Origin of the sequence: Olivibacter sp. LS-1 (genome assembly GCF_008245145.1) — a bacterium.
Taxonomy (GTDB): Bacteria; Bacteroidota; Bacteroidia; order Sphingobacteriales; family Sphingobacteriaceae; genus Olivibacter; species Olivibacter oleidegradans.
Map to the genome: position 1 here is coordinate 2,227,834 of NZ_CP041643.1, position 21,116 is coordinate 2,248,949.

Sequence of the window (21,116 nt, forward strand, 5' to 3'; positions counted from 1 at the left end):
GAAGAATACCAAGACTCAACGGCGTGGCGGATACAATACCCAGGAATTAAACCCTTCCTAATGATCAAGCGAGACGGTGAATGGATAATGGTCGATCACGAAGCAATTAATATTGAAGTAGCCGAAGCTGTAATTGAGGCAATGAAACAAGTTGACAATTAATGTTTCGATTTGGTATCGCTTTTGCTAAATAGCAGTAAAAATAAAGCTATGATTAAAAGAATTTTGACTTACGTACTTGTCAGCGGCATATTTTGGAGCTGCAATAACGGAACAAAAGGCACCGGGGATATAAATACTACCGACACTACGACTGAGGAGTATGTACCAATCGATGCCACATCTGATACGGCGGATATGCATAACGCACAAAACTCATTGGATGTTATTGGAATTTATAAGGGTGTGCTACCCTGCGCCGATTGTGAAGGGATAAATACCGAGTTGGAATTGAAAGCAGACAGCACTTACACATTAAAAAATAGCTACTTGGGTAAAGGAGACAGTCAGTCCTTCGAAGAAGATGGCCGCTATGTTTGGATTGATGGGAGCACGATTGAGTTAAAAGGAGGCAGGGATGCACCTGGTAAGTACTTTGTAGGTGAAAACACCCTTACACAGCTCGATATGAACGGTGATAAAATAACCGGGGCGCTGGCTGACAAATACATTTTACGAAAATAAAGACCGTATACGGAAATTGAAGAACGTGTCGCAATGACACGTTTTTCAATCTTGTTCACTACCGTTCTTAGCAGACAGTCCTTTTTTTCGTTTATTTTTTTACGCAATCGGTTGATCCCCCTTTTCATTTTCTATCTTCTTTTATTTCGCGTAGTTTGCCATCAAAATCAATTATGATATGCAAGTAAAACGCGTCGTGCTTCTCTTTAGCAGTTTGTTAATTATCATTTATCAAAGTCTCGGACAAACCAAGCCCATTCCGGAAAACATTGTGAAAATACCGATTGGCGGAAATTCTTGGCAAACGGGTACGACTTCCGGAAAGGATAATCTAATTTCGAAAGCGGGTATCAAACAATGGGACGACCCGAAGAAAGGCTTCAAGACATTCGTACGGCTAGAAAAAGTAGGTACCTTAACAATTTGGTTAGATGCGAAAATTAATGAACCCAGTGCCTTGCAGGTTACGGTTGCAGGAGAGACGAAAACCGTAAATCTGAAGGCCCAGCATAAAAAAATGGTTTACCTGGGCGACTGGGTCATCCGTGATACAGGATATACAGTCATTAACATACATGGTCGACCAGTTAATTTGAGTAATATAGAATATTTAGGAATCCATGGCACTGCGGTTAATGATCGTGTTCATTTTGTCAAAAATGATGAAGGAAATTTTTTCTATTGGGGCAGACGTGGGCCCTCTACGCATCTGAATTATCAATTGCCTGAAAAGGATATCATGTATTATTATAATGAAGTAACAGTACCGGAAGGTAATGACCTTATTGGGTCTTATTTTATGGCCAATGGCTTTAGCGGTGGTTATTTTGGTATGCAGGTTAACTCAAAAAGTGAAAGACGTATTCTATTTTCCGTATGGAGCCCTTTCCAAACAGACGATCCGAAAACCATTCCACCGGATCATCAAATAAAACTATTAAAAAAAGGTGAAAGAGTACATACGGGTGAATTCGGTAATGAAGGAGCCGGTGGACAAAGTTATTATAAATTTAACTGGATAGCTGGTAACACTTATAGGTTTTTGTTAAAAGGCGAACCAGTAGCTAATAATTATACAAATTATACGGCGTGGTTCTACGCACCTGAAGTTGCTGAATGGAAATTAATTGCTAGTTTTAGTAGACCTCAAACATCAAGCTGGCTTAAAGGCTTTCATTCTTTCTTAGAGAATTTTTCACCTGAGGAGGGAATTTTCGAAAGAAAGGTTTATTTCGGAAACCAGTGGGTCATTGATAAAGAAGGGCGTTGGTATGAGGTGAAAAGAGCTAAATTTTCTGCTGATAATACAGCCCGCGTCGGATATCGGATGGATTACAGTGGTGGAAGTGAGCACGATAAATTTTTTCTGGATAATTTTGGTTTTTTTAGTCATTATACCCCCATTGGAGCACAATTTAGCAGATCGACGAACGGCGGCAAACCAACGATCGATTTCAATAAATTGCCATAAAAGGGAGAGGAAAGACTGATTATTATTAATATTTTAGGGAGCGCATAGATCTACAAAGATCTATGCGCTCTGATTGTTAACGATCTGTTAGTAACCTGGGTTTTGCGTTAGTTCGCCGTTTAGTACAATCTGACTGCTTGGTATAGGATAAAGATAGTAGTTGGGATCTTTTATAACAAGCATTCGATCCAATGCCAGGCCCGTTCTACAGAAATCGAACCAAGCTTCACCTTCAAACATGAGCTCGCGCTCTTTTTCTTCTTGCACCGCTGTGATGAAATTCTCTATACTGCCAAAAGAATTTATTGGGGGAGGGGTTAGGCCGGCCCGTTTTTGTACCTCTTGATAAGAATGATAGGCAGCATCGCTGACTGTGCCATCCACTCTCGCTTGTGCTTCAGCATGTATCAGAAAAATTTCAGCAATTCGAATAACCGGCAGATTTTGTGTCGCGGGACTTGCCTTGGGGAATTTGCCAATATAATAACGATCGCGCGATCCGAATTTGACCGTGAAGTCCCTTCTTTTATCTCCCTCGGCATATTTCTCATATACAGTAGTTCCCCTTGCATAAAAGAGCATACTTGGATTATCGTTGCTAACCGAGGCCAAGGGATTGGTTGCTTGATCATCAAATTGTAATTCGAAAATGGATTCTTGCGTATTCTCCGTTGTCCATATGGACGCGAAATCAGGTATCAGCGTGAAACGTTGACTATTAATAACTCCTTGCGCGAGGCTCGCAGCTTGGGAGTAATCACCTGTAATCTGACCGTTGTATAATTGCACTTTAGCGAGCAAAGCCTTCGCTGCAAGGCTCGTTGCTCGGCCTTTGGATGTGGCATCATCGCCATAACTGTCCGGAAGTGTGGCTGCGTCCTGTAGATCGGTAATAATTTGTTGATAAACTTGATCAATGGGTGTGCGTGGAATCGCTATGTTTTCCTCTTCTGTTGTGGCAGTTGTCTTTAAAGGTACAGCGCCGAATGCCCTTACTAGGAAAAAGTAATTGAGCGCCCGAACAAATTTAGCCTCTCCGACAAATTGCTGTCTCTTTTCAGTTGAGATGCTGCTCTCGGGCATTTCAGGAACCCTGGCTATAATATTGTTGGCTGCATTGATAGTGGTATAGGTTGCTTGCCACATATTATTGGTCCAAGGGTTGTTTACTTGGATATTATTTGTTCGGAAATTTTCGTATTCGGGATAGACCGAAGCATGACTTACATGACCTGCGGAAAATTCGGGAACGATAATGATGGACTGGCCAAAAGAAAAGGAGTTTAGCATTGTCCGGTACATGCCAATTACGGCTGAATTAGCGTTTGTTTCTGAATTAAAATACTCATCGGGTGTAATCTGGCTAATCGGTTCTTTATCAAGGAAGTCGTTACAAGCCGACAAGGAGGCTGCTAGCAACGTTATTATAACGATATTAAAGAATGTCTTCATTGTTTTCAAGTCTATTTTGAACTATTAAAAAGTTAAGTTTACACCAGCTGTAAATATGCGAGGCTGAGGATAACTGCCATAATCATAACCGTAAATGAGGCCGGTGTTAGCACCGCCATGACTGGATCCTACTTCCGGGTCGTATCCCCGATAATTGGTGAAAACGTAGGCATTTTGGACCGTTACGTAAACCCGCAGTCGACTTAAGTTGATATTTTCAATCATTTTAGTTGGGAAAGTATACCCTAGGGTGATGTTTCTCAATCTAAAGAAAGATCCATCTTGCACAAAACGGTCGGAAATAGCACCGTTATTCAGATCGCCTGGACTTGGTCGTGGAACATCCGTGATATCTCCAGGGTTCCTCCACCGACGGGTCCAATCGGTAAAGCCATTACTACTTGCGTTATACCCCTCTAAACCGGTTGCTAAATTATAGTTGAACACATCGTTTCCGTAGGAGAATTGTCCCATGATACTTAAATCAAAATTCTTGTACTGGAAAGTGTTCGTTATACCACCAAAGAAATCGGGATTTGGATCACCAATAATTTGTCGATCATCCGGATTAGTAGGCGTGGTTGGGTCGCCATTTTGGTCTTCAAAATCAATCAGTCCGGTTTCGGGGTTGACACCGATCATTTTCCATCCATAAAAGGTTCCGAGGGGAAGTCCCGGTTGTGCAATATTTAACTCACCTACTCCTCCAAGAATCCTGTTAACAGGTAAAGACACCACCTTGTTGCGGTTGAACGTCATGTTGAGTGTGGTATTCCATTTAAATTCCCCCACAAGGTTTTGCGTTGACAGCTCAAATTCAAACCCTTTATTTTGGATTTCGCCGAAATTGGTGAATCTGTTTTGAAAGCCCGAATTTGTGAGAACAGGTATTCCGATCAGCAAATCAGAGGTGTTTTTCAAATAGTAGTCTGCCAATAAGGAAATTCGATTACCGAAGAGACCTAAATCCAAGCCGATATCCCATTGTTTGGTGGTTTCCCATTTTAAGTTTTTATCTCCCAAAACATTAGGTATGAACCCAGGTAGGCCTAAATAATTCTGTCCACCTGTATAAAGCGAATAACTAGCATAGTTGCCGATATTCTGATTACCGGTAATCCCCCAGCTCGCCCTTAGTTTTAAATTGCTAATTGCTTTGATATCTTTAATAAAATCCTCGTCCGACAACCTCCATGCAGCGGCAAACGAAGGAAAATACCCCCACCGGTTATTTTCTCCAAATCTAGAGGAGCCGTCAGCGCGGAAATTTGCTGTAAATAAATATTTCCCTTTAAAACCATAATTTACCCGAGCGAATCCTGATGCAATAGCCCATTCTTCAGGATATGAATTAGCTCCCGTTATAACACCTCCTGAAGAAATGTACTCAATATCGTTTGAAGGAAAATTAGAGCGTTGTGCATCAACAAATTCCAATCGCGACTCTTGAACAGAAAAACCTGCCAGCGCATTAATACTGTGATCGCCGAAGGATTTGTCAAAACTTAATGTTGTTTCATTAATCCATAGTTGATCACGGGTGTTTCGTCTGGCACCTATTCCTCCCTGACTAGCAAAAGAACGCAATCCCTGCGGAGGCATAAAAAAAGTTTCATCAATAAAACTTAAATCGGTGCCGAAACTTGTTTTAAGTGCCAGTTCCGGTATAAAGCGATATTCAGCCGAAGCGTTTGCCAACACCCTAAATGTCTGTGCATTGTTGGTGGGAAGTTCTAGCATGGCTACTGGATTTTCCCGAGAAGTGCTTACTTCATCGAAGGCGTAGCTGCCATCCGGATTATAAACCGGAATATTTGGTGGCGCTACAATGCCGTTTTTTGTGGCTCCCTCTTTTGAGTTTTCTTCCTGAACGCGATCATTAATAGCCCTGGTTAGATTAATAGAAGTAGAGAAACGTAATTTTTCACTATGTTGATGGTCAAGATTAAGGCGGGCACTTAAACGGTTAAAATTTGAGTTTAACAGCACCCCGCCCTGTTTCATATAGCCGATTGAAGTATAATATTGTGTTTTTTCGCTGCCTCCGCTCGCTGACAATTCATAGTTACGTGTGGCGGCCGTACGGAAGATAGCATCTTGCCAGTCGGTGTTAATGTTGGGGTTTGCTAAGATCTGATCCGGGATGGCCGTGACGGTAGAATCCATTTCCATCCGATACTTATAATAATCCCGCATGTAATCTTGGTACTGTGCTGTGTTCATCATATCGTACCAACGTTCCTTCGGTACTTCAGAAAAACCTTCATACATATTGAAATTAAATGTACTTGTGCCCGCCTGTCCTTTTTTTGTGGTTATTAGTACAACACCGTTAGCCGCGCGTGCACCATATATAGAGGATGAGGCAGCATCTTTAAGTACTTCAACAGATTGTACATCCGACGGATTAATAGATGAAAGAATATTAATCCCCTGTGTACCGCCGCCAAAATTAAAATTCGTTCCACCTGTAAAATTTGTGGTACTATTTACGGGAATTCCATCTACTACATAAAGCGGGTCGGAGCTTGCATTGATTGAGGTCGTTCCGCGTACACGAATATTGAGGCCACCTCCAGGTGATCCCGATTTTTGCGTAACCTGAACACCGCCGGCTTTACCTTGAATAGCCTGTGTTACACTAGGCAATACATCATTTTCAATTTGATCACTTCCGATACTTGATACAGAGCTGGTTAATTTAGAGCGATCCATTGTTCCGTAACCGACAGCAACTACCTCCACTTCTTTTAAAGCTTGAGCCTCCTCACTAAGTGTTGTATTGACTACTTTTCTGTTGTTTACAAACTCCTCTTTCGTATCGTAGCCTAAAGAACTAAATACGAGTACAACATTGCCTGGTGCGGCTACACTGTATTTGCCCTGCTCATCCGTAATAACGCCTTCTTTTTTGCCTTTAATAGTTACGCTAACGCCCGGGATGGGGCCTTTTGTATCCCTTACAACACCGGTAATTTTTTCTTGTGTACTATCTGTTTTTGCAGTGTCCGGTTTTACTTGTGTGCTGTCACGGCGAAGCGAATCATTGGCTATCTTGTTTGTATCCGGTGTAACGTTAGCGGCAGGTTGAGACGAACTGGCCACAGGTTTTTCTATCAGTTGCAACTCGATATTAATCTCCTGCATTTTATTGACAGGTTCTTCTTTTGTTTGGTAACCGGAAGAGGCGAAAATTAACACGCCTATCGCTGGACTGTTGATAACATATTTTCCATCCTGGCCCGTTAGTACGCTGTCCCTTGAACCTTTAGGTTTTACAGAAACGTTAGCCAAAGGTTTGCCGGAAGAATCTGTGACCACGCCCTGTATCCGGATAGTATCGAGAACCGGTTTTTTCGTCGTGTCTTGCATGGTCGTGTCCTGATAGGAAAGAAGCAGATCCGATTTATTGCTTGCATGTGTGGTTTTTACGGTAGCGCCTTTTGAGTAATAGCCAAGGAGGATTAGGCTTAAGATAAATACAATTTGGGTGTAACGACTTCGTTTCATTCTTTGCTTTTTTACTATAATTGATTGTCTCGTCAGCAAGTGACGGGTTATCTTAACTGACGATCAAAAAGCTTAACAAAAGATGATTTAATAAAGTTTGCGGTATTGTTATACAGATTTTGTAACTATTATATTGATAATCAAAGGATTGCTGTGTGGAAAATCCGCTTTTTGTGGACTTTGGTACACATAATGTTGAAAAATTAAAAAAAAGTAAGGCTGTTCGATGGGCGAACAGCCTTAACTTAACCAATTATAAACCTAAATTATGAGAAGGATCTTTATATAAAAACCAATGTGATGGTTGTCTATTACTTCAAACAAAGATAGCCAAGAGAACAAAAAAATTCTAAAATATAGTGTTAAATTTATGTTAATATAAGGTCAAAAATGATGTAAATAAACTGTATACCAATTGGGTATATAGTTAAAAACGCAAAAAACAAATGAATATTGTGTGACTCTAGGCTATTTATTTCCTTGATAAAAACAATTTCTGCAACGAGGTTCGTAACTCTCCTTTTCTCCTATGAGCACTCTGGTATTGCCGGTCGAAATTCTATAGGAATAGTTGGCGGGGGCTCCGCAACATACGCACACGGCATGAACCTTGGTAACATGTTCGGCAATAGCCATTAGGTTTGGAATTGGGCCAAAGGGTCTACCCATATAATCCATGTCTAGCCCGGCGACAATAACCCTTATTCCTTTATTTGCCAGTATGTTACATACTTCGGGAAGATTGTCGTCAAAAAACTGCGCTTCATCGATGCCAACTACTTGAGTTTGTGTTCCCAATAATAAAATAGCAGAAGACATTTCCACAACCGTGGATTGAATACTATTCTTATCGTGTGAGACAATTTCCGTTGTCGCGTAACGCGTATCAACAGTTGGCTTAAAAATCTCAACTTCCAACTTTGCTATTTGTGCCCTTCTCAATCTTCTAATCAGTTCCTCGGTTTTTCCGGAGAACATAGAACCACATATCACTTCTATACTTCCTTTCGGGCCTGTTTTGTTTATGAAATTATGCTCACTGAACAGCATGGATTGTTGTTTTTATTCTTTAACACTAAAATCACCTTAGAAAAAGGGATGCTAATATCGGCATTTATTTCTGGTTTTGCCGCTTGGCTTCGCTATAAGAAAGCATGGTTGCTTAATAATAACCAATAGAGCAAGATAGCTCTTGCCAATCCATGCTATTTTATCTAAGTTTGACTAATATTCTTCAACATTTAGGATAAATAAGCGTTAATACATATTATGGTAACACAGAAAAGCATTTTTGAAAAGATAGGTGGTCTGTTGCAGGATTTGACTGAACAGTATGAGTTTCTAAAGGAAAATCCAAAGGAACAACAAGGTATTCATTTGGAACTTTTTGAGGCAAATATGACTTATCTAATGGGGCATGTAACGATATTAAAAAAACTCACCTCTTTGGATACCACAGAAAGTTATGCTAGCAATGTACAGGAGACAGGGCTCGATGCGAAAAAAGAGGAAAAGGCGGAGATTTCGATGCCTGAAATAAGTGCAGCGCAAGCAGTAGACGAAAAGGTAACCTTAAGGGAGGAAGAAGGCGAACAAACGTCTGCATTGAATTATGTAGATCAACAAGAAGTGAAAGAGACCTATTTTACGCCTGCCACAGCAAGTGAAGACGAAAAAGCCGAGGAATTTAAATTAGAGGATAAGCGCGATAAAAAAGAGGAGGAAAGAAGAGAACAGGGGGAATCAGGAGAACGGATCGATTATCCTATAAATGACAGAAAACAACCAGAAGATACGGCTGAAGAAACAGCGGTTGTAAAAAGCAGCGAAGAAGATGATCAACAAATTCATACTGAGCGTATGCTGGAGAAGGACCCTGATGAAGAAGAGAAGGAAGAAGTAGATAGAACCGGTGTAGGATTTATGGGGGAAAACGAAGTAGAAAAGGAAAAAACAGAGAAAGAGACTATGTCGGCGGGAGAAGGGGAGCCCGTATCAAAACAGGTTATAGAGGAGGCCAAATCAGTTGTTATTCCGAATGATCAAAACAAGGCTGAGCCAAAACAAGAAGAACCAAAGCGTCCAATGACCTTAAACGAATTGTTCTCTGCTCAACGTAAGCAAGAGCAAGGTATATTGAATGAACAGCAAGCGTCCGGTAATTTTGCCAAACAAGAATCCCCGACTACCACTAAACGGATTACGGATATAAAATCAGCTGTTAGTTTGAATGACAAGCTGCTATTTATCAAAGACTTGTTCAATGGTTATAGTTTAGCTTATACAGAGGCGATTGAGCTCTTAAGCCGTTATGATAATTTTGCCGATGCGGATACCTTCCTGCAGAGTAATTATGCTCAAAAGAATAACTGGGCAAATAAACAAGCCACAGTAGATAAATTATATGCCATATTGCGGCAAAGATTCGCTTAATAGTGTTTGACACGATTGTTCAATGAGATAATCCAGGTATCTTCGAGTGCCTGGATTTTTTATTAAACAACTCCTTTTCTGTTCGAGTCAAATTTCAGTAGGATAAAGAGCAGCAGGGTGAAACTCAGTAGAGAAGAGCCTCCATAGCTAAGGAAAGGTAGCGGGATACCAATGACAGGTACAATCCCTATTGTCATACCGATATTGATAAAAAAATGAAAAAAGAAAATGGAGGCAACACCATAGCCATATATTCTGGCAAATGCGGATCGCTGTCGTTCTGCCAGCTGGGTTATCCTCAGTAGTAAGGTCATATACAGCAATACAATAACCATTGAACCAACAAAACCCCATTCTTCACCTACTGTGCAAAAAATAAAATCCGTACTTTGTTCGGGAACGAAGTTATATTTTGTCTGGGTTCCCTGTAAATATCCCTTTCCAAAAAGCTGCCCCGACCCGATGGCTATTTTGGATTGATTCAGGTTGTAACCCTGTCCTCGGGGATCATCTACTTTTCCGAGAATTACATCAATCCGATTGCGTTGGTGCGACTGTAAAACATGTTCGTAAGCAAAATCAACCAGCAATACAAAAACAGCAGAGGCTATAAAAGCAATTACAATTGACTGAATTACTTTACGGCTTCTTTTAAACATATAGATTGACAATGCCGCTAATATAGCGAGTACGCCAATGATATACCACTGGGAGAAAAGTAGCGTAAGAATAAAGAGAATGATACAGATAAATGCGAATGCGAGGAATTGACCCGAGACATAGCCTTCACGATAAAAAACAAGCGTAAGTGCAAAGAAGGTAAGTGCAGAGCCCGTGTCCGGTTGAAGCATGATGAGAAGTACCGGTACAAAAAGGATGAGTGCCCCAAATACCAAAGTTTTAAGATTTGGCATTTTATTGCTATGTGAACTTAAATACCTTGCCAATAGTAAGCAAGAGCCCAATTTAGCAAATTCTGAAGGTTGCAACCTAAAGGTGCCGATTGGAATCCAAGCTTGGTTACCGCCCACGTTGCGTCCTACGATTAAAACGATGACCAAGAGAAGAAGAGTAATCCCGTACAGAATTGGGGATATATAATTGTAAAATTTACCATCGATAATCATCACTGCACAAGCAACTAACAAACACACTAAAATGTAAATGAACTGTTTACCATAATTGGTGCTCAGGCTTATTAAGCTGGCGTGTTGTGGGTCAAAGACGGCAGCACGAATATTAAACCAGCCGATAATACAAAGGGTCAACCAGATGAATACTGTTATCCAATCAATAGAGCCACCGTATATTTTTTTTGTTTGATTCATGAATGTTATCTTCCTTCGCTGTTTTTGTATTCGATGCGCCTTTTCAATTCATTAATAACTGCCACTTCATTATGTTTAACATAGCTTTCGCGCTTTCTTGATTGCGGTTTATTGCCGTTTGCTTTACTGATAACCGGTTCCGTAGTATTTTTAGGAGGCTCGGGCACGATTAAATTGCTTTCTTTCAATACTCTTTCTTGTACAGCTTTAGACATGCTGATGGTATCTTTTAGGTATTTTTCAACCATCATACTTGCTATTGGCGCTGCATAGGTTGCACCATAGCCTACATTTTCTACGAAAACAGCAATGGCAATTTTTGGATTTACCCTTGGAGCAAAAGCAAAGAAAACGGAGTGGTGTTTACCGTGAGGGTTTTGAGCTGTACCGGTTTTTCCACACATTTCTATATCCGGGATTCGAATATTGGCATTATATTTAACGACGCGGCTCATTCCTTCTATAACCGGCTCAAAGTATTTCTGGTCGATGCCAACAGGTATTTTCTCAATAAACTCCTTCTTTACTACTTTTTTTTCTCCGATGGATTTTATCAGGTGCGGTCGAAAGTAATACCCTCGGTTGGCAACGATTGCCATGATATTGGCCATTTGTAAAGTGGTAATTTCAACCTCTCCTTGTCCAATGGAGTTTGAGATATTGTATCCTGAACCCCATTTATCGTTTCCATAACGTTTGGAATAGAAGTCGGCCGTCGGAAGAAGTCCCTTTTTCTCATTTGGAAGATCGACGCCCAATTCCTGGGCGACACCAAATTTCATGATAGCATCTCGCCAAAGTGAATAGGCTTTAGTTGACTTCATTTTTCGTTGATCAATCATTCTTGCATATACATGGCCAAAATAAGTATTGCAAGAGCCTTGAATAGCTGCAGGAAGATCGATCGTGCCATGAACGTGGGTACAGCGCATAAAGCCTCTACCTCCTCCATAACTGTAACCACCGGGACAATTCCATCGGGTATGCTCATCGATCATGCCTGCCTGTTGCGCTACGAGTGCACTTACAACCTTAAACACTGATCCTGGAGGATATTGAGCCTGAATGGGGCGAATGAACATAGGTTTATTGGGATCATTCAGCAACTTCATGTAATTATTACCCCGTTCCCTCCCCACCATTAGATTCGGATCGTAGCTTGGGGTACTGGCAAAGGCCAAAATTTCTCCTGTTGAGGGTTCTATGGCAACTACCGAGCCACGCTTATTCTTCATGAACTTTTCAGCAAGTTTTTGCAATTCTAAATCAAGAGAAGAGACAAGGCCTTCTCCTGCGACCGCGAGGGTGTCGTACTTTCCATCCATAAAGTGTCCCTTTGGACGATTAAAGGCGTCAACCATTAAATTCTGTACTCCGCGTTGGCCTCTTAATAGTTCTTCATAAGCACGCTCCACCCCGCTTACTCCGATGTAATCACCAGGACGGTAAAAGTTATTGGATCGCTCAATATCTTTTTCCGTAACTTCATTGATATAGCCCAGAAATTGAGCGGCAACCGAATCCGGATAGCTTCGTACCGTTCGATTTTGAACGTAGAATCCCCTGAATTGGAATAATTTCTCCTGTAGTCTGGCGTACGTTTGCGCTGATAATTGTTTTTCAAATATGGATGCACGATAGGGAGAAAAGTTGACAGCTTTTTGATAACGCTTATCAAAGCCTTCTTTGTCAATACCGATCAGCTCGCAAAGTGCCAAGGTGTCAAAAGGCTTGACCTCTCTTGGAGTGACCATTAGATCGTAAACCGGTTCGTTTTGAACCAATATTTTGCCATTTCGATCTAAAATAACGCCTCTAGCGGGATAGATAACAACTTTTCTTAATACGTTATTGTTTGCAGAGAGTATATACGAATCGTCGATGATTTGTAGATAAAAAAGTCGACAAGCCAATAAAAAGGCAGCTATTATAAAGATTCCTTGAACGACGTACTTTCTTTCAAAAAAACTGTTATTCATGTGCTAGTAGAATATTGGCTTTTCAATGAAGGATACACCATATTAGCGTCTACTTCTTTGATAGAAAAGTAAAGAAAAAAGTAAAATTAATAGTACCGTAAATATACAACTTAAAACAGCACGAACGAGTGTATAATGAAAGTTGCTGAAGGTGAACGCTTCCAATAGTGTTAAAACGAAATGATGCGAAAGAGACAATACGAGACAATAAATGAAAAACCATCTAAAAGACATCTCACTGATGCTAGGGGTGGCGAATGTTTCGTGATTTTCCAATTGAACGGTGATGCTGATAAAAGTTGTACGTAAGAAGGCGAGTGCTACACACGCTGCCGCGTTTACACCCAACGTGTCATAAAAGCCGTCTACAATAAGACCGGTAAAAAAACAGATAACAAATAATAACCATTTAGGCATACCCAAAGGCAACATGAGTAAGAAAAGAATATACGGATAGGGTGTAGCCAAATTGTAGTATCCCATGTTCTTGAAAAGGAATACCTGCATAGTTATTAAAACTATAAATCGGATGATATTTAACAGTAAAATCCTACTCATTTGTTGCTATCGTGTCTCCTTCTAATTGCCGTTTTTCGCTTGCGAACTGATCTTTGATGATATAAACATATTGCAGTGTATTAAAATCGTTATTCAGCTTCACCTCAATATCCAAAAAACTGTCACCGCTTTTGCCCGTTTTTATCACTCTTCCGATAGAAATACCGGGAGGAAATAAAGAATAGCCGGAAGTTACTACCTCTTCACCAGGGCGCACTTTTACATGATTGGGAATGTCTTTTAAAATTGCTTTGCGCGAATCGAAATTTTCTGTGCCCCAAACCAAAGAGCCGAATGCGTTACTATTCGCTAAACTAGCGCTTACTCTCGTGTCAGCATGTAGTAGCGACTGAATGGTAGCAAAATGAGGAGAGACATTCAACACAATCCCGACAATGCCATGTGAAGAAATTACGCCCATTCCTTTAACGATTCCTTCTTCGCTACCCCGATTGATCGTTAGGTAATTGTTCTTCTGATGGATGCTATTATTGATAACCCTGGCTACGATGTAGGTATATTGTGTTTGACCTAGTGAATCCAATACAGAATCTTGTTCAATCAACTTGCTGTATAATGAGCTTTTTAATTGACTTCGTAAGTACGCGTTCTCCTCGGATAAGTCTTTATTGGTTTGTTTTAAATTTAAATATTGCGTGAAATTATCAATCTTTTGATAGATACCACCAATTACGGTATTAGAGGAGTTTAATGCACTGGCCCGCTGAAAGCCGTTGTTTTTTACAATAAGTGCAACGGCGGCGCTGAAAAAAAGGATAAACAAAAAGAAGTTATTATACTTACTAATGAATATCCAAAGGTTGCGCATATGTTGTTTTGGAATTTATAATAAGATGGCGTACCAAAAATAAATGAATGTACGCCATAGATGATCGATGCTATTATTGCATTAAAAATTTATAACCGCCGATGTTTTTAAGCGCGATGCCCGTGCCGCGTACTACAGCTCTTAGTGGATCTTCTGCTACATGGACAGGTAATTTGGTTTTGGCCTGAACGCGCTTATCCAAACCTCGGAGTAAGGCGCCGCCCCCTGTTAAATAAATGCCGGTTTGGTAAATGTCTGCAGACAATTCCGGTGGTGTAATCTCTAAGGCCTTTAAAATAGCCTCTTCAATTTTAGAAATAGACTTGTCTAAGCAATGGGCAATTTCTGTATAGGACACGGTTATCTGCTTGGGGACTCCGGTCATTAAATCGCGACCTTGAACGGCAAAATCAGGAGGTGGGTCTTGTAATTCCGGAAGCGCGGCTCCGACTTCTATTTTGATCTTTTCGGCAGTTCGTTCTCCGATCATGATATTATGCTGTCTGCGAATATACTGTACAATATCTGAATCGAAGTTATCACCGGCAACCCGAATAGATTGATCGCATACGATCCCTGAAAGAGCTATGACGGCAATTTCTGTTGTACCACCACCAATATCAATAATCATATTGCCCATTGGCTCCTCTACATCGATGCCAATTCCGACTGCGGCAGCCATAGGTTCGTGAATTAAATATACCTCTTTAGCTCCGGCAATCTCGGCTGAATCCCTTACGGCTCGTTTCTCTACTTCGGTAATGCCCGAAGGGATACAGATCACCATTCTTAAGGATGGGAAAAACCAACCTTTACCGTTGTTGATCATTTTTATCATGCCTCTGATCATATATTCAGCAGCATTGAAATCGGCTATTACACCGTCTTTTAATGGTCTTACTGTCCGTATATTGTCGTGGGTCTTACCCTCCATTTGCATGGCTTGCCTACCGATAGCAATCACCTTGTTCGTGGTGCGATCGAAAGCCACAATACTGGGCTCATCTACTACCACCTTGTCATTATGTATTATTAGGGTATTTGCCGTACCTAAATCTATGGCAACTTCTTGAGTAAACCAGTTAAATAGCCCCATTCGCTAATCTTTTAAATGTTTCTTGAATATAGTCCGCAAAATTAAAACAAAAATATCACAATATGAACCCGATATGCTACAATAGCGAGAAAAAAAAACAACGGTTCGGAAAGCTCTATTGAGGGTTAGCGAACGAACAATTCGGGAATATTCAGTAATGGGTTATTGTAAGCTTCTACAACTTTTTTGTTATTTTACTATATTTACTTCATTAACGATCTAAACCCTATTTCATGACCAGATTTTTTTTATCGATCTGCCTTTTGTTTCAGTTTTTTTCGGGAACAGCAGAGGATTTTTCTTTTGGACTGATAAGCGATACAGAAAGAGCCGTAAAGAGCTATCAACTGGATAGTATCTCAAATGCTGTTGTTCTTAACGAATATGGAACAGCGATGTTTGTTTTTGATGATCAGCGCGGTGAGTTGAATATCGCTTTCACACACCATGTAAGGTTAAAAATATTTAATAAAGATGATCCTAGTCAGGCAAATATCCAGATTCCTTTGCGTATAAGCGACGATAAAGCAGAATATCTGGAAGATCTTAAAGCAGTAACCTATAATTTTCGCGATGGTAGAAAAACAGAAACTTGGTTGAATACTAAAAATACGTATCAAGAAGAGTTAAGCAAATATGTCAAATTAACGAAGTTTAGCATGCCCGATATTCAAGATGGTAGCATTATTGAATACAGTTATCGGATCATGTCTCCTTTGATATATAACTTTAGAACCTGGCGATTTCAGGCAGACATTCCTAAAATCAGAAGTGAATTTGAAGCGATTATACCTGCCACATATACATATAATGTTATCATGAGAGGGCCGTATAAATTGAAAGAGCAAAAGTCTTCCATACTTCGGGAGGGATTCCGCTTGCCCGGTTGGCCGATTGACTGTTCGCGGATGGTCTATATCATGGAGAATATTCCGGCTTTTATCGAAGAAGACTATATGACGGCAGCGTCTAATTTTAAATCGGCCATTTATTTTGAACTGGCTACTGTTTATTTACGAAATGGTTCTAAACATCATTATACAAAGGAATGGAAAAATGTGGATAGGGAGCTGTTGACTGATAGAAGCTTGGGAGCGCAGATAAAACAAGAAGCAATATTCGAAAAACTGTTGGCGAATATAATATCCGCTGACATAAATGATCTTGCAAAAGCGAAGGCTATTTATACCTACATAAAAAATCAAATTAAATGGAATGCCTATTATGGCGTTTTCAGTGAACTTGGAATAAAAAGGGCTTTAGAACGACATGAGGGAAACATAGCTGATATAAATCTTGCACTGGTTGCCGCTCTGTCGGCTGCCGGACTGGATGCCAATGCAGTTATCCTTTCGACCAGAGAGCATGGAATAGTAAATAAGCTTAACCCGGTTATTTCGGAATTCAATTATGTTATTAGCCAATTAAATGTCGACGGAGAAAGTTATTTATTAGATGCGTCTGATCCTTTTTTACCTTTTGGTATGCTGCCGTTGCGCTGCCTAAACGATCAAGGACGAGTGTTGCCATTGGACAAACCCTCATACTGGATTGATATTAAGTCCAATATGAAACGTCATACGAATTATGTACTAACCGGCGAGCTATCGGATGATGGGATTTTGAGAGGCAAAATAAAAGTAGCGAGTTTTAATTACGCGGCCTATCTTAAAAGAAAAGAGATCGCTAGTTATCCAAATATTGATCAGTTTATTGAAAAGAAAAAGGAAGAAAGTGTAGGAATGGAAATCGTCGAAGCTAACGTAGCAGGTATTGATTCCACGGATGTTGGACTGATAGAAAATTATCAGGTAACTATTAAATTGTTTGATAGCTTGCCATCCGAAAATGCTTATTTCAATCCGTTCATTTTGAATAAGATAAGCAAAAATCCATTCACTCTTTCCGAAAGGACTTATCCCGTGGATTTTGGAAATTCATCAGAAGAGAGTTATGAATTGGATATCGCCTTACCTACAGTTTATGATTTAGTCTCGAAGCCCGCGGATGTCAATATAGTGCTCGCTGAAAGAGGAGGGCAGTTTTTTAACCGCATAAAGTTGGAAAATAATCGTTTGCGTTGTGAGCAAGTGCTGCGATTCAACAAAATGATTTTTGCACCTGATGAATATTTGAGTTTAAAGGAGTTTTTTAGTCGAATTATTCAACTGGAAAAGACGGATATCGTTCTAAAAAAGCGTATTTAATAAGAAGATCTTTAAGAAACCTTGTTTATGTTAAACAGATACTATGCGTGCATACTGTTTTTATTTTCAGTTGTACAAAGCATCGCACAAGACCGTTTCCCTGTGGATGAGATCCCCCAAAAGTTGACGGAGCGGGCAAATGCCGTTGTAAGGGATCAACAATGGACGGTCAATATACGATCATCCGATGACGTTATTTTACATGTTAAGCAAGTACTGACAATCCTCAACAGGGCTGGTTTGGAACATGCGAGGCTAGCAATACTATACGATAAAAGCACACAGATTAAATCGATTAGCGGCATACTTCAGGATCATAGCGGTGAAGTAATAAAAAAAATAAGCGTAAAAGATTTCATAGACGAGAGTGCGGTTAGTCATTTTTCCTTGTTTGAAGATAATCGTGTTAAACATTTTCTTCCAAATGCAATGCAGTATCCTTTTACAGTAAGTTATGAGTATGAACTGAAATTAAAACAAAACCTTGTTATTCCCGATTGGGTTCCTAAACCTTCCCGGGACTTATCCATTGAGCAAAGCAGTTATACGTTACGCTGTGGGTTATCGGACGGAATCAATATAAAGGAAATCAATTTTGAAGGGCAGAAACTGGAAGAGAAGAATGATAAGCAAAGAATCTATACATGGACAGTTCGGGGTATTCCGGCAAGTAAAAATGAGCCTCTCTCACCACCGAAAGAAAAGTACCAAATACGAGTGAAGGTTGCGGCTGAACAGTTTTATTATTATAGCAAGAAGGGTGCGTATAGTAATTGGGAAGAGTTAGGTGGATGGGTTTTTACCAATTTGTTAGCTGAACGACAAAAACCAACTCCGCAAATGGTCGGAAAAGTTCACGCTTTAACAATGAATATTCATGATGATATTGACAAAGTGAGGGTTTTATATAGGTATCTTCAAGAAAAAATGAGGTATGTAAGTGTTCAAATCGGAATAGGAGGATTTCAGCCTATGGCAGCCAGTCAGGTGGAGCAGTTGGGGTATGGCGATTGTAAGGCACTGGTCAACTATATGCAATCTCTTTTATCCATTGTTAATATACCATCTTACTATTGTGTTGTTAACGCTGGCGATATAAAACGCGATATGGATGAAAACTTTGCCAGCATGGACCAAGGGAATCATGTGATATTAGCAGTGCCCCTAAAAAAGGACACAATATGGTTGGAATGTACAAGCCAAAAAACGCCCTTTGGTTTTCTCGGCAGTTTTACAGACGATAGGATCGTTTTCGCTTGCACCGAGAAAGGTGGGAAACTAATGCGTACACCAAAGGTGTCTACAGAGGAAAGTTTACAAAAGAGGCATGGGCAGTTTCGTTTAAGTGAAGGGGGAGATATCGACGGCTTATTGTCCACCTCTTTCTATGGTAATCAGTTCGATAACCAACTAGCTATGTTAGGACTTCCGTTACAGGAGCAGGATAAAAGGCTAAAAGAACTGTATGCGGTGGATAATATCACTTTTAAAGATATAAACTATAAAGAAGACAACAGACTTAGTCCGCAGCTAATCGAACAGTTAAGCATTGTAATCCAAAAATATGCCCCTAAAAGTGGGACGAGAATCTACTTAATTCCAAATGTTTTTAACCGTAAGTCGTCCATTCCGATAACTCATGAACGAAAGATGCCATTTTTTATAAATCGTGGGTATAGAGATGTCGATTCGTTGGTCTTTGCCTTGCCTGAAAGTTATGTTATTGATCTAAAGCCAGCTGATGTGCAGCTTGATACGGAATTTGGTTCGTTTTCAATGAAGCTATACTTAAAGGGAAACAATTTGGTATTCTACAGGCAGTTAATACTCAGGGAGGGGCTGTTTGCGCCTGAAAAATACGCTACATTTGCGCAGTTCATAAATACCATCTACCAGACAGATTTAAGTAAAGTGGTATTTCTGAGGCGCTTATAAAAAAGACTAGCAATTGTTAGGTGCTAGTCTTTTTATTGTTGAAGCATTAATGCTTTAATGTTTAAAGTGTCGGATACCGGTTGTTACCATTGATATCCCTTTTTTATTAGCCATGTCAATAGAGTCCTTGTCCTTGATCGATCCACCCGGTTGAAGTACAGTTGCAATACCTGCCTCTGCGGCTATTTCCACACAATCGGGGAAAGGGAAAAAGGCGTCGGAGGCCATAGCCGCTCCATGTAAATCAAAACCAAATGATTTAGCCTTGTCAATAGCCTGCTTTAATGCATCTACACGAGACGTCTGACCAACCCCGCTAGCCAAGAGTTGGTTGTTTTTTGCGAATACGATGGTATTCGATTTGGTATGCTTTACGATTTTATTGGCGAAAAACAAGTTTGCGTAATCTTCTTCGGAAGGCGCGCGGTCAGTTACTGTTGTCATCCCTTCTTTGTTTTCAATAACCAGGTCCTTGTCTTGCTCGATGATGCCATTTAAAAGACTCTTAAATTGATTTTTAGGCAAATCAATATCATTTCTTTGAAGTAGAATCCGATTTTTTCGGCTCACTAATATCCGAAGTGCCTCTTCCGTGAACGAAGGCGCTATCAGCACTTCGAAAAATAATTTATTGATTTCTTCCGCTGCGTCCTGTTCGATCGGGCGGTTGCAAATCAGTACGCCACCGAAAGCGGAAATAGGATCACACGCTAAAGCATCTTTCCAGGCAGCTAGTATATTGTTTCTGCTGGCTACACCACAAGCATTTGTATGCTTTAAAATAGCAAAGGTAGGTTCTTCAAATTCGTCTATCAAAGCAACAGCTGCATCGATATCTACTAAATTGTTATAAGACAGTTCTTTTCCGTTTAATTTCCTGAACAGCGCATCGAGATCTCCATAAAAAGCTCCCTTTTGATGCGGGTTCTCCCCATAGCGCAATACTGTCTTTTTCTGCTCACTGTATTTGAACACTTCTAAAGGTTCTTCTCTATTGAAGTAGTTAAAAATTGCCGTATCGTAATGAGAAGATATATTGAAAGCTTTTTTAGCGAATGATTTCCGTTGCGCTAAAGAAGTGTAACCCTCGTTTTCCTTTAATATCTCCGCTAGTTCTCGATAGTCGTTTTTAGAAGATATGATAACGACGTCATTATAATTTTTGGCGGCGGCGCGAATTAAAGAAATACCACCGATATCGATTTTTTCTATGATTTCCTCTTCTGTTGCACCTGATGCAACAGTTTCTTCAAATGGATATAAATCGACAATTACTAAATCGATCTCTGGAATTTCATAAGTTTCAAGGGCCTCCTTATCTTCTTTTAGAGACCTTCTGCTTAAGATACCTCCAAAAACCTTCGGGTGCAAGGTTTTTACCCGTCCTCCGAGGATGGAAGGGTATCCGGTTAAATCTTCTACCGGTGTGACCGGAATATTAAGGTCACGAATAAATTTTTCAGTTCCTCCGGTTGAGTAAAAGTGCACTCCATAACTATGTAATAGTTTAACGAGAGGCTCCAAATTGTCCTTATAGTAAACAGAAATTAATGCGTTTTTGATTTTAACGGGATGACTCATTATTGATGCTTTAAAAAATGCAAAGTTAGCATTTTATATTGATTAGTTGCGAC

At 40.1% G+C, this 21,116-nt stretch carries 14 protein-coding genes; 5 read left to right on the plus strand and 9 right to left on the minus strand.

Annotated features, from left to right (window positions below):
- The first annotated feature begins 210 nt into the window (after nt 1-210).
- Both FKG96_RS08855 and FKG96_RS08860 read left to right on the plus strand, forming a co-directional pair.
- Nucleotides 211-684 (plus strand): copper resistance protein NlpE, encoded by a 474-nt coding sequence (locus tag FKG96_RS08855; RefSeq protein WP_130856867.1) that lies wholly within the window; start codon nt 211-213, stop codon nt 682-684.
- A gap of 178 nt (nt 685-862) precedes the next feature.
- Nucleotides 863-2,155 carry a DUF3472 domain-containing protein gene (locus FKG96_RS08860; protein WP_130856868.1) on the plus strand — a complete coding sequence of 431 codons (1,293 nt, stop codon included), beginning with the start codon at nt 863-865 and terminating at the stop codon, nt 2,153-2,155.
- A gap of 87 nt (nt 2,156-2,242) precedes the next feature.
- Here FKG96_RS08860 and FKG96_RS08865 read toward each other — a convergent pair whose 3' ends face one another.
- From FKG96_RS08865 to FKG96_RS08875, 3 genes are all read right to left on the minus strand, one after another.
- Nucleotides 2,243-3,607 (minus strand): RagB/SusD family nutrient uptake outer membrane protein, encoded by a 1,365-nt coding sequence (locus FKG96_RS08865; protein ID WP_130856869.1) that lies wholly within the window; start codon nt 3,605-3,607, stop codon nt 2,243-2,245.
- 24 nt (nt 3,608-3,631) lie between these two features.
- Entirely contained in the window at nt 3,632-7,117 is a 3,486-nt protein-coding gene (locus tag FKG96_RS08870) for a SusC/RagA family TonB-linked outer membrane protein (protein ID WP_130856870.1), read from the minus strand.
- 468 nt (nt 7,118-7,585) lie between these two features.
- Nucleotides 7,586-8,167, minus strand: a complete 582-nt coding sequence (locus tag FKG96_RS08875) for a thymidine kinase (protein WP_013665648.1) — start codon at nt 8,165-8,167, stop codon at nt 7,586-7,588.
- Between the two features lie 219 nt (nt 8,168-8,386).
- Here FKG96_RS08875 and FKG96_RS08880 point away from each other — a divergent pair, with 219 nt between their 5' ends.
- Nucleotides 8,387-9,550, plus strand: coding sequence for a hypothetical protein (locus FKG96_RS08880; protein WP_130856871.1), 1,164 nt, complete (start codon nt 8,387-8,389; stop codon nt 9,548-9,550).
- Nucleotides 9,551-9,612: 62 nt separating this feature from the next.
- Here FKG96_RS08880 and rodA read toward each other — a convergent pair whose 3' ends face one another.
- From rodA to FKG96_RS08905, 5 genes are all read right to left on the minus strand, one after another.
- Entirely contained in the window at nt 9,613-10,878 is a 1,266-nt protein-coding gene (gene rodA / locus FKG96_RS08885) for a rod shape-determining protein RodA (RefSeq protein ID WP_130856872.1), read from the minus strand.
- 5 nt (nt 10,879-10,883) lie between these two features.
- Nucleotides 10,884-12,857 (minus strand): penicillin-binding protein 2, encoded by a 1,974-nt coding sequence (mrdA, locus tag FKG96_RS08890; protein ID WP_130856873.1) that lies wholly within the window; start codon nt 12,855-12,857, stop codon nt 10,884-10,886.
- A 42-nt stretch (nt 12,858-12,899) separates the two neighbouring features.
- Nucleotides 12,900-13,340 (minus strand): rod shape-determining protein MreD, encoded by a 441-nt coding sequence (locus tag FKG96_RS08895; protein WP_242627275.1) that lies wholly within the window; start codon nt 13,338-13,340, stop codon nt 12,900-12,902.
- Nucleotides 13,341-13,407: 67 nt separating this feature from the next.
- Complete coding sequence (gene mreC / locus FKG96_RS08900) at nt 13,408-14,244, minus strand: rod shape-determining protein MreC (RefSeq protein ID WP_130856874.1); 837 nt, start codon at nt 14,242-14,244, stop codon at nt 13,408-13,410.
- Nucleotides 14,245-14,317: 73 nt separating this feature from the next.
- Complete coding sequence (locus tag FKG96_RS08905; protein WP_013665654.1) at nt 14,318-15,340, minus strand: rod shape-determining protein; 1,023 nt, start codon at nt 15,338-15,340, stop codon at nt 14,318-14,320.
- Between the two features lie 233 nt (nt 15,341-15,573).
- Here FKG96_RS08905 and FKG96_RS08910 point away from each other — a divergent pair, with 233 nt between their 5' ends.
- Both FKG96_RS08910 and FKG96_RS08915 read left to right on the plus strand, forming a co-directional pair.
- Nucleotides 15,574-17,547, plus strand: a complete 1,974-nt coding sequence (locus tag FKG96_RS08910) for a DUF3857 domain-containing protein (protein WP_130856875.1) — start codon at nt 15,574-15,576, stop codon at nt 17,545-17,547.
- Between the two features lie 27 nt (nt 17,548-17,574).
- Nucleotides 17,575-19,482, plus strand: a complete 1,908-nt coding sequence (locus FKG96_RS08915) for a DUF3857 domain-containing protein (RefSeq protein WP_130856876.1) — start codon at nt 17,575-17,577, stop codon at nt 19,480-19,482.
- A 54-nt stretch (nt 19,483-19,536) separates the two neighbouring features.
- On the opposite strand, the gene purH is transcribed toward FKG96_RS08915, so the two are convergent.
- Nucleotides 19,537-21,063 carry a bifunctional phosphoribosylaminoimidazolecarboxamide formyltransferase/IMP cyclohydrolase gene (gene purH, locus FKG96_RS08920; protein ID WP_130856877.1) on the minus strand — a complete coding sequence of 509 codons (1,527 nt, stop codon included), beginning with the start codon at nt 21,061-21,063 and terminating at the stop codon, nt 19,537-19,539.
- Between the last annotated feature and the right edge of the window lie 53 nt (nt 21,064-21,116).

Excerpts from the sequence above, each read along its gene's own strand:
- FKG96_RS08865 (WP_130856869.1), bottom strand. The coding sequence starts at position 3,607 with ATGAAGACATTCTTTAATATCGTTATAATAACGTTGCTAGCAGCCTCC.
- FKG96_RS08910 (WP_130856875.1), top strand. The coding sequence starts at position 15,574 with ATGACCAGATTTTTTTTATCGATCTGCCTTTTGTTTCAGTTTTTTTCG.
- mrdA (WP_130856873.1), bottom strand. The coding sequence starts at position 12,857 with ATGAATAACAGTTTTTTTGAAAGAAAGTACGTCGTTCAAGGAATCTTT.
- FKG96_RS08870 (WP_130856870.1), bottom strand. The coding sequence starts at position 7,117 with ATGAAACGAAGTCGTTACACCCAAATTGTATTTATCTTAAGCCTAATC.
- purH (WP_130856877.1), bottom strand. The coding sequence starts at position 21,063 with ATGAGTCATCCCGTTAAAATCAAAAACGCATTAATTTCTGTTTACTAT.
- rodA (WP_130856872.1), bottom strand. The coding sequence starts at position 10,878 with ATGAATCAAACAAAAAAAATATACGGTGGCTCTATTGATTGGATAACA.
- FKG96_RS08855 (WP_130856867.1), top strand. The coding sequence starts at position 211 with ATGATTAAAAGAATTTTGACTTACGTACTTGTCAGCGGCATATTTTGG.
- FKG96_RS08895 (WP_242627275.1), bottom strand. The coding sequence starts at position 13,340 with ATGGGATACTACAATTTGGCTACACCCTATCCGTATATTCTTTTCTTA.
- FKG96_RS08880 (WP_130856871.1), top strand. The coding sequence starts at position 8,387 with ATGGTAACACAGAAAAGCATTTTTGAAAAGATAGGTGGTCTGTTGCAG.
- FKG96_RS08860 (WP_130856868.1), top strand. The coding sequence starts at position 863 with ATGCAAGTAAAACGCGTCGTGCTTCTCTTTAGCAGTTTGTTAATTATC.
- mreC (WP_130856874.1), bottom strand. The coding sequence starts at position 14,244 with ATGCGCAACCTTTGGATATTCATTAGTAAGTATAATAACTTCTTTTTG.
- FKG96_RS08905 (WP_013665654.1), bottom strand. The coding sequence starts at position 15,340 with ATGGGGCTATTTAACTGGTTTACTCAAGAAGTTGCCATAGATTTAGGT.
- FKG96_RS08875 (WP_013665648.1), bottom strand. The coding sequence starts at position 8,167 with ATGCTGTTCAGTGAGCATAATTTCATAAACAAAACAGGCCCGAAAGGA.
- FKG96_RS08915 (WP_130856876.1), top strand. The coding sequence starts at position 17,575 with ATGTTAAACAGATACTATGCGTGCATACTGTTTTTATTTTCAGTTGTA.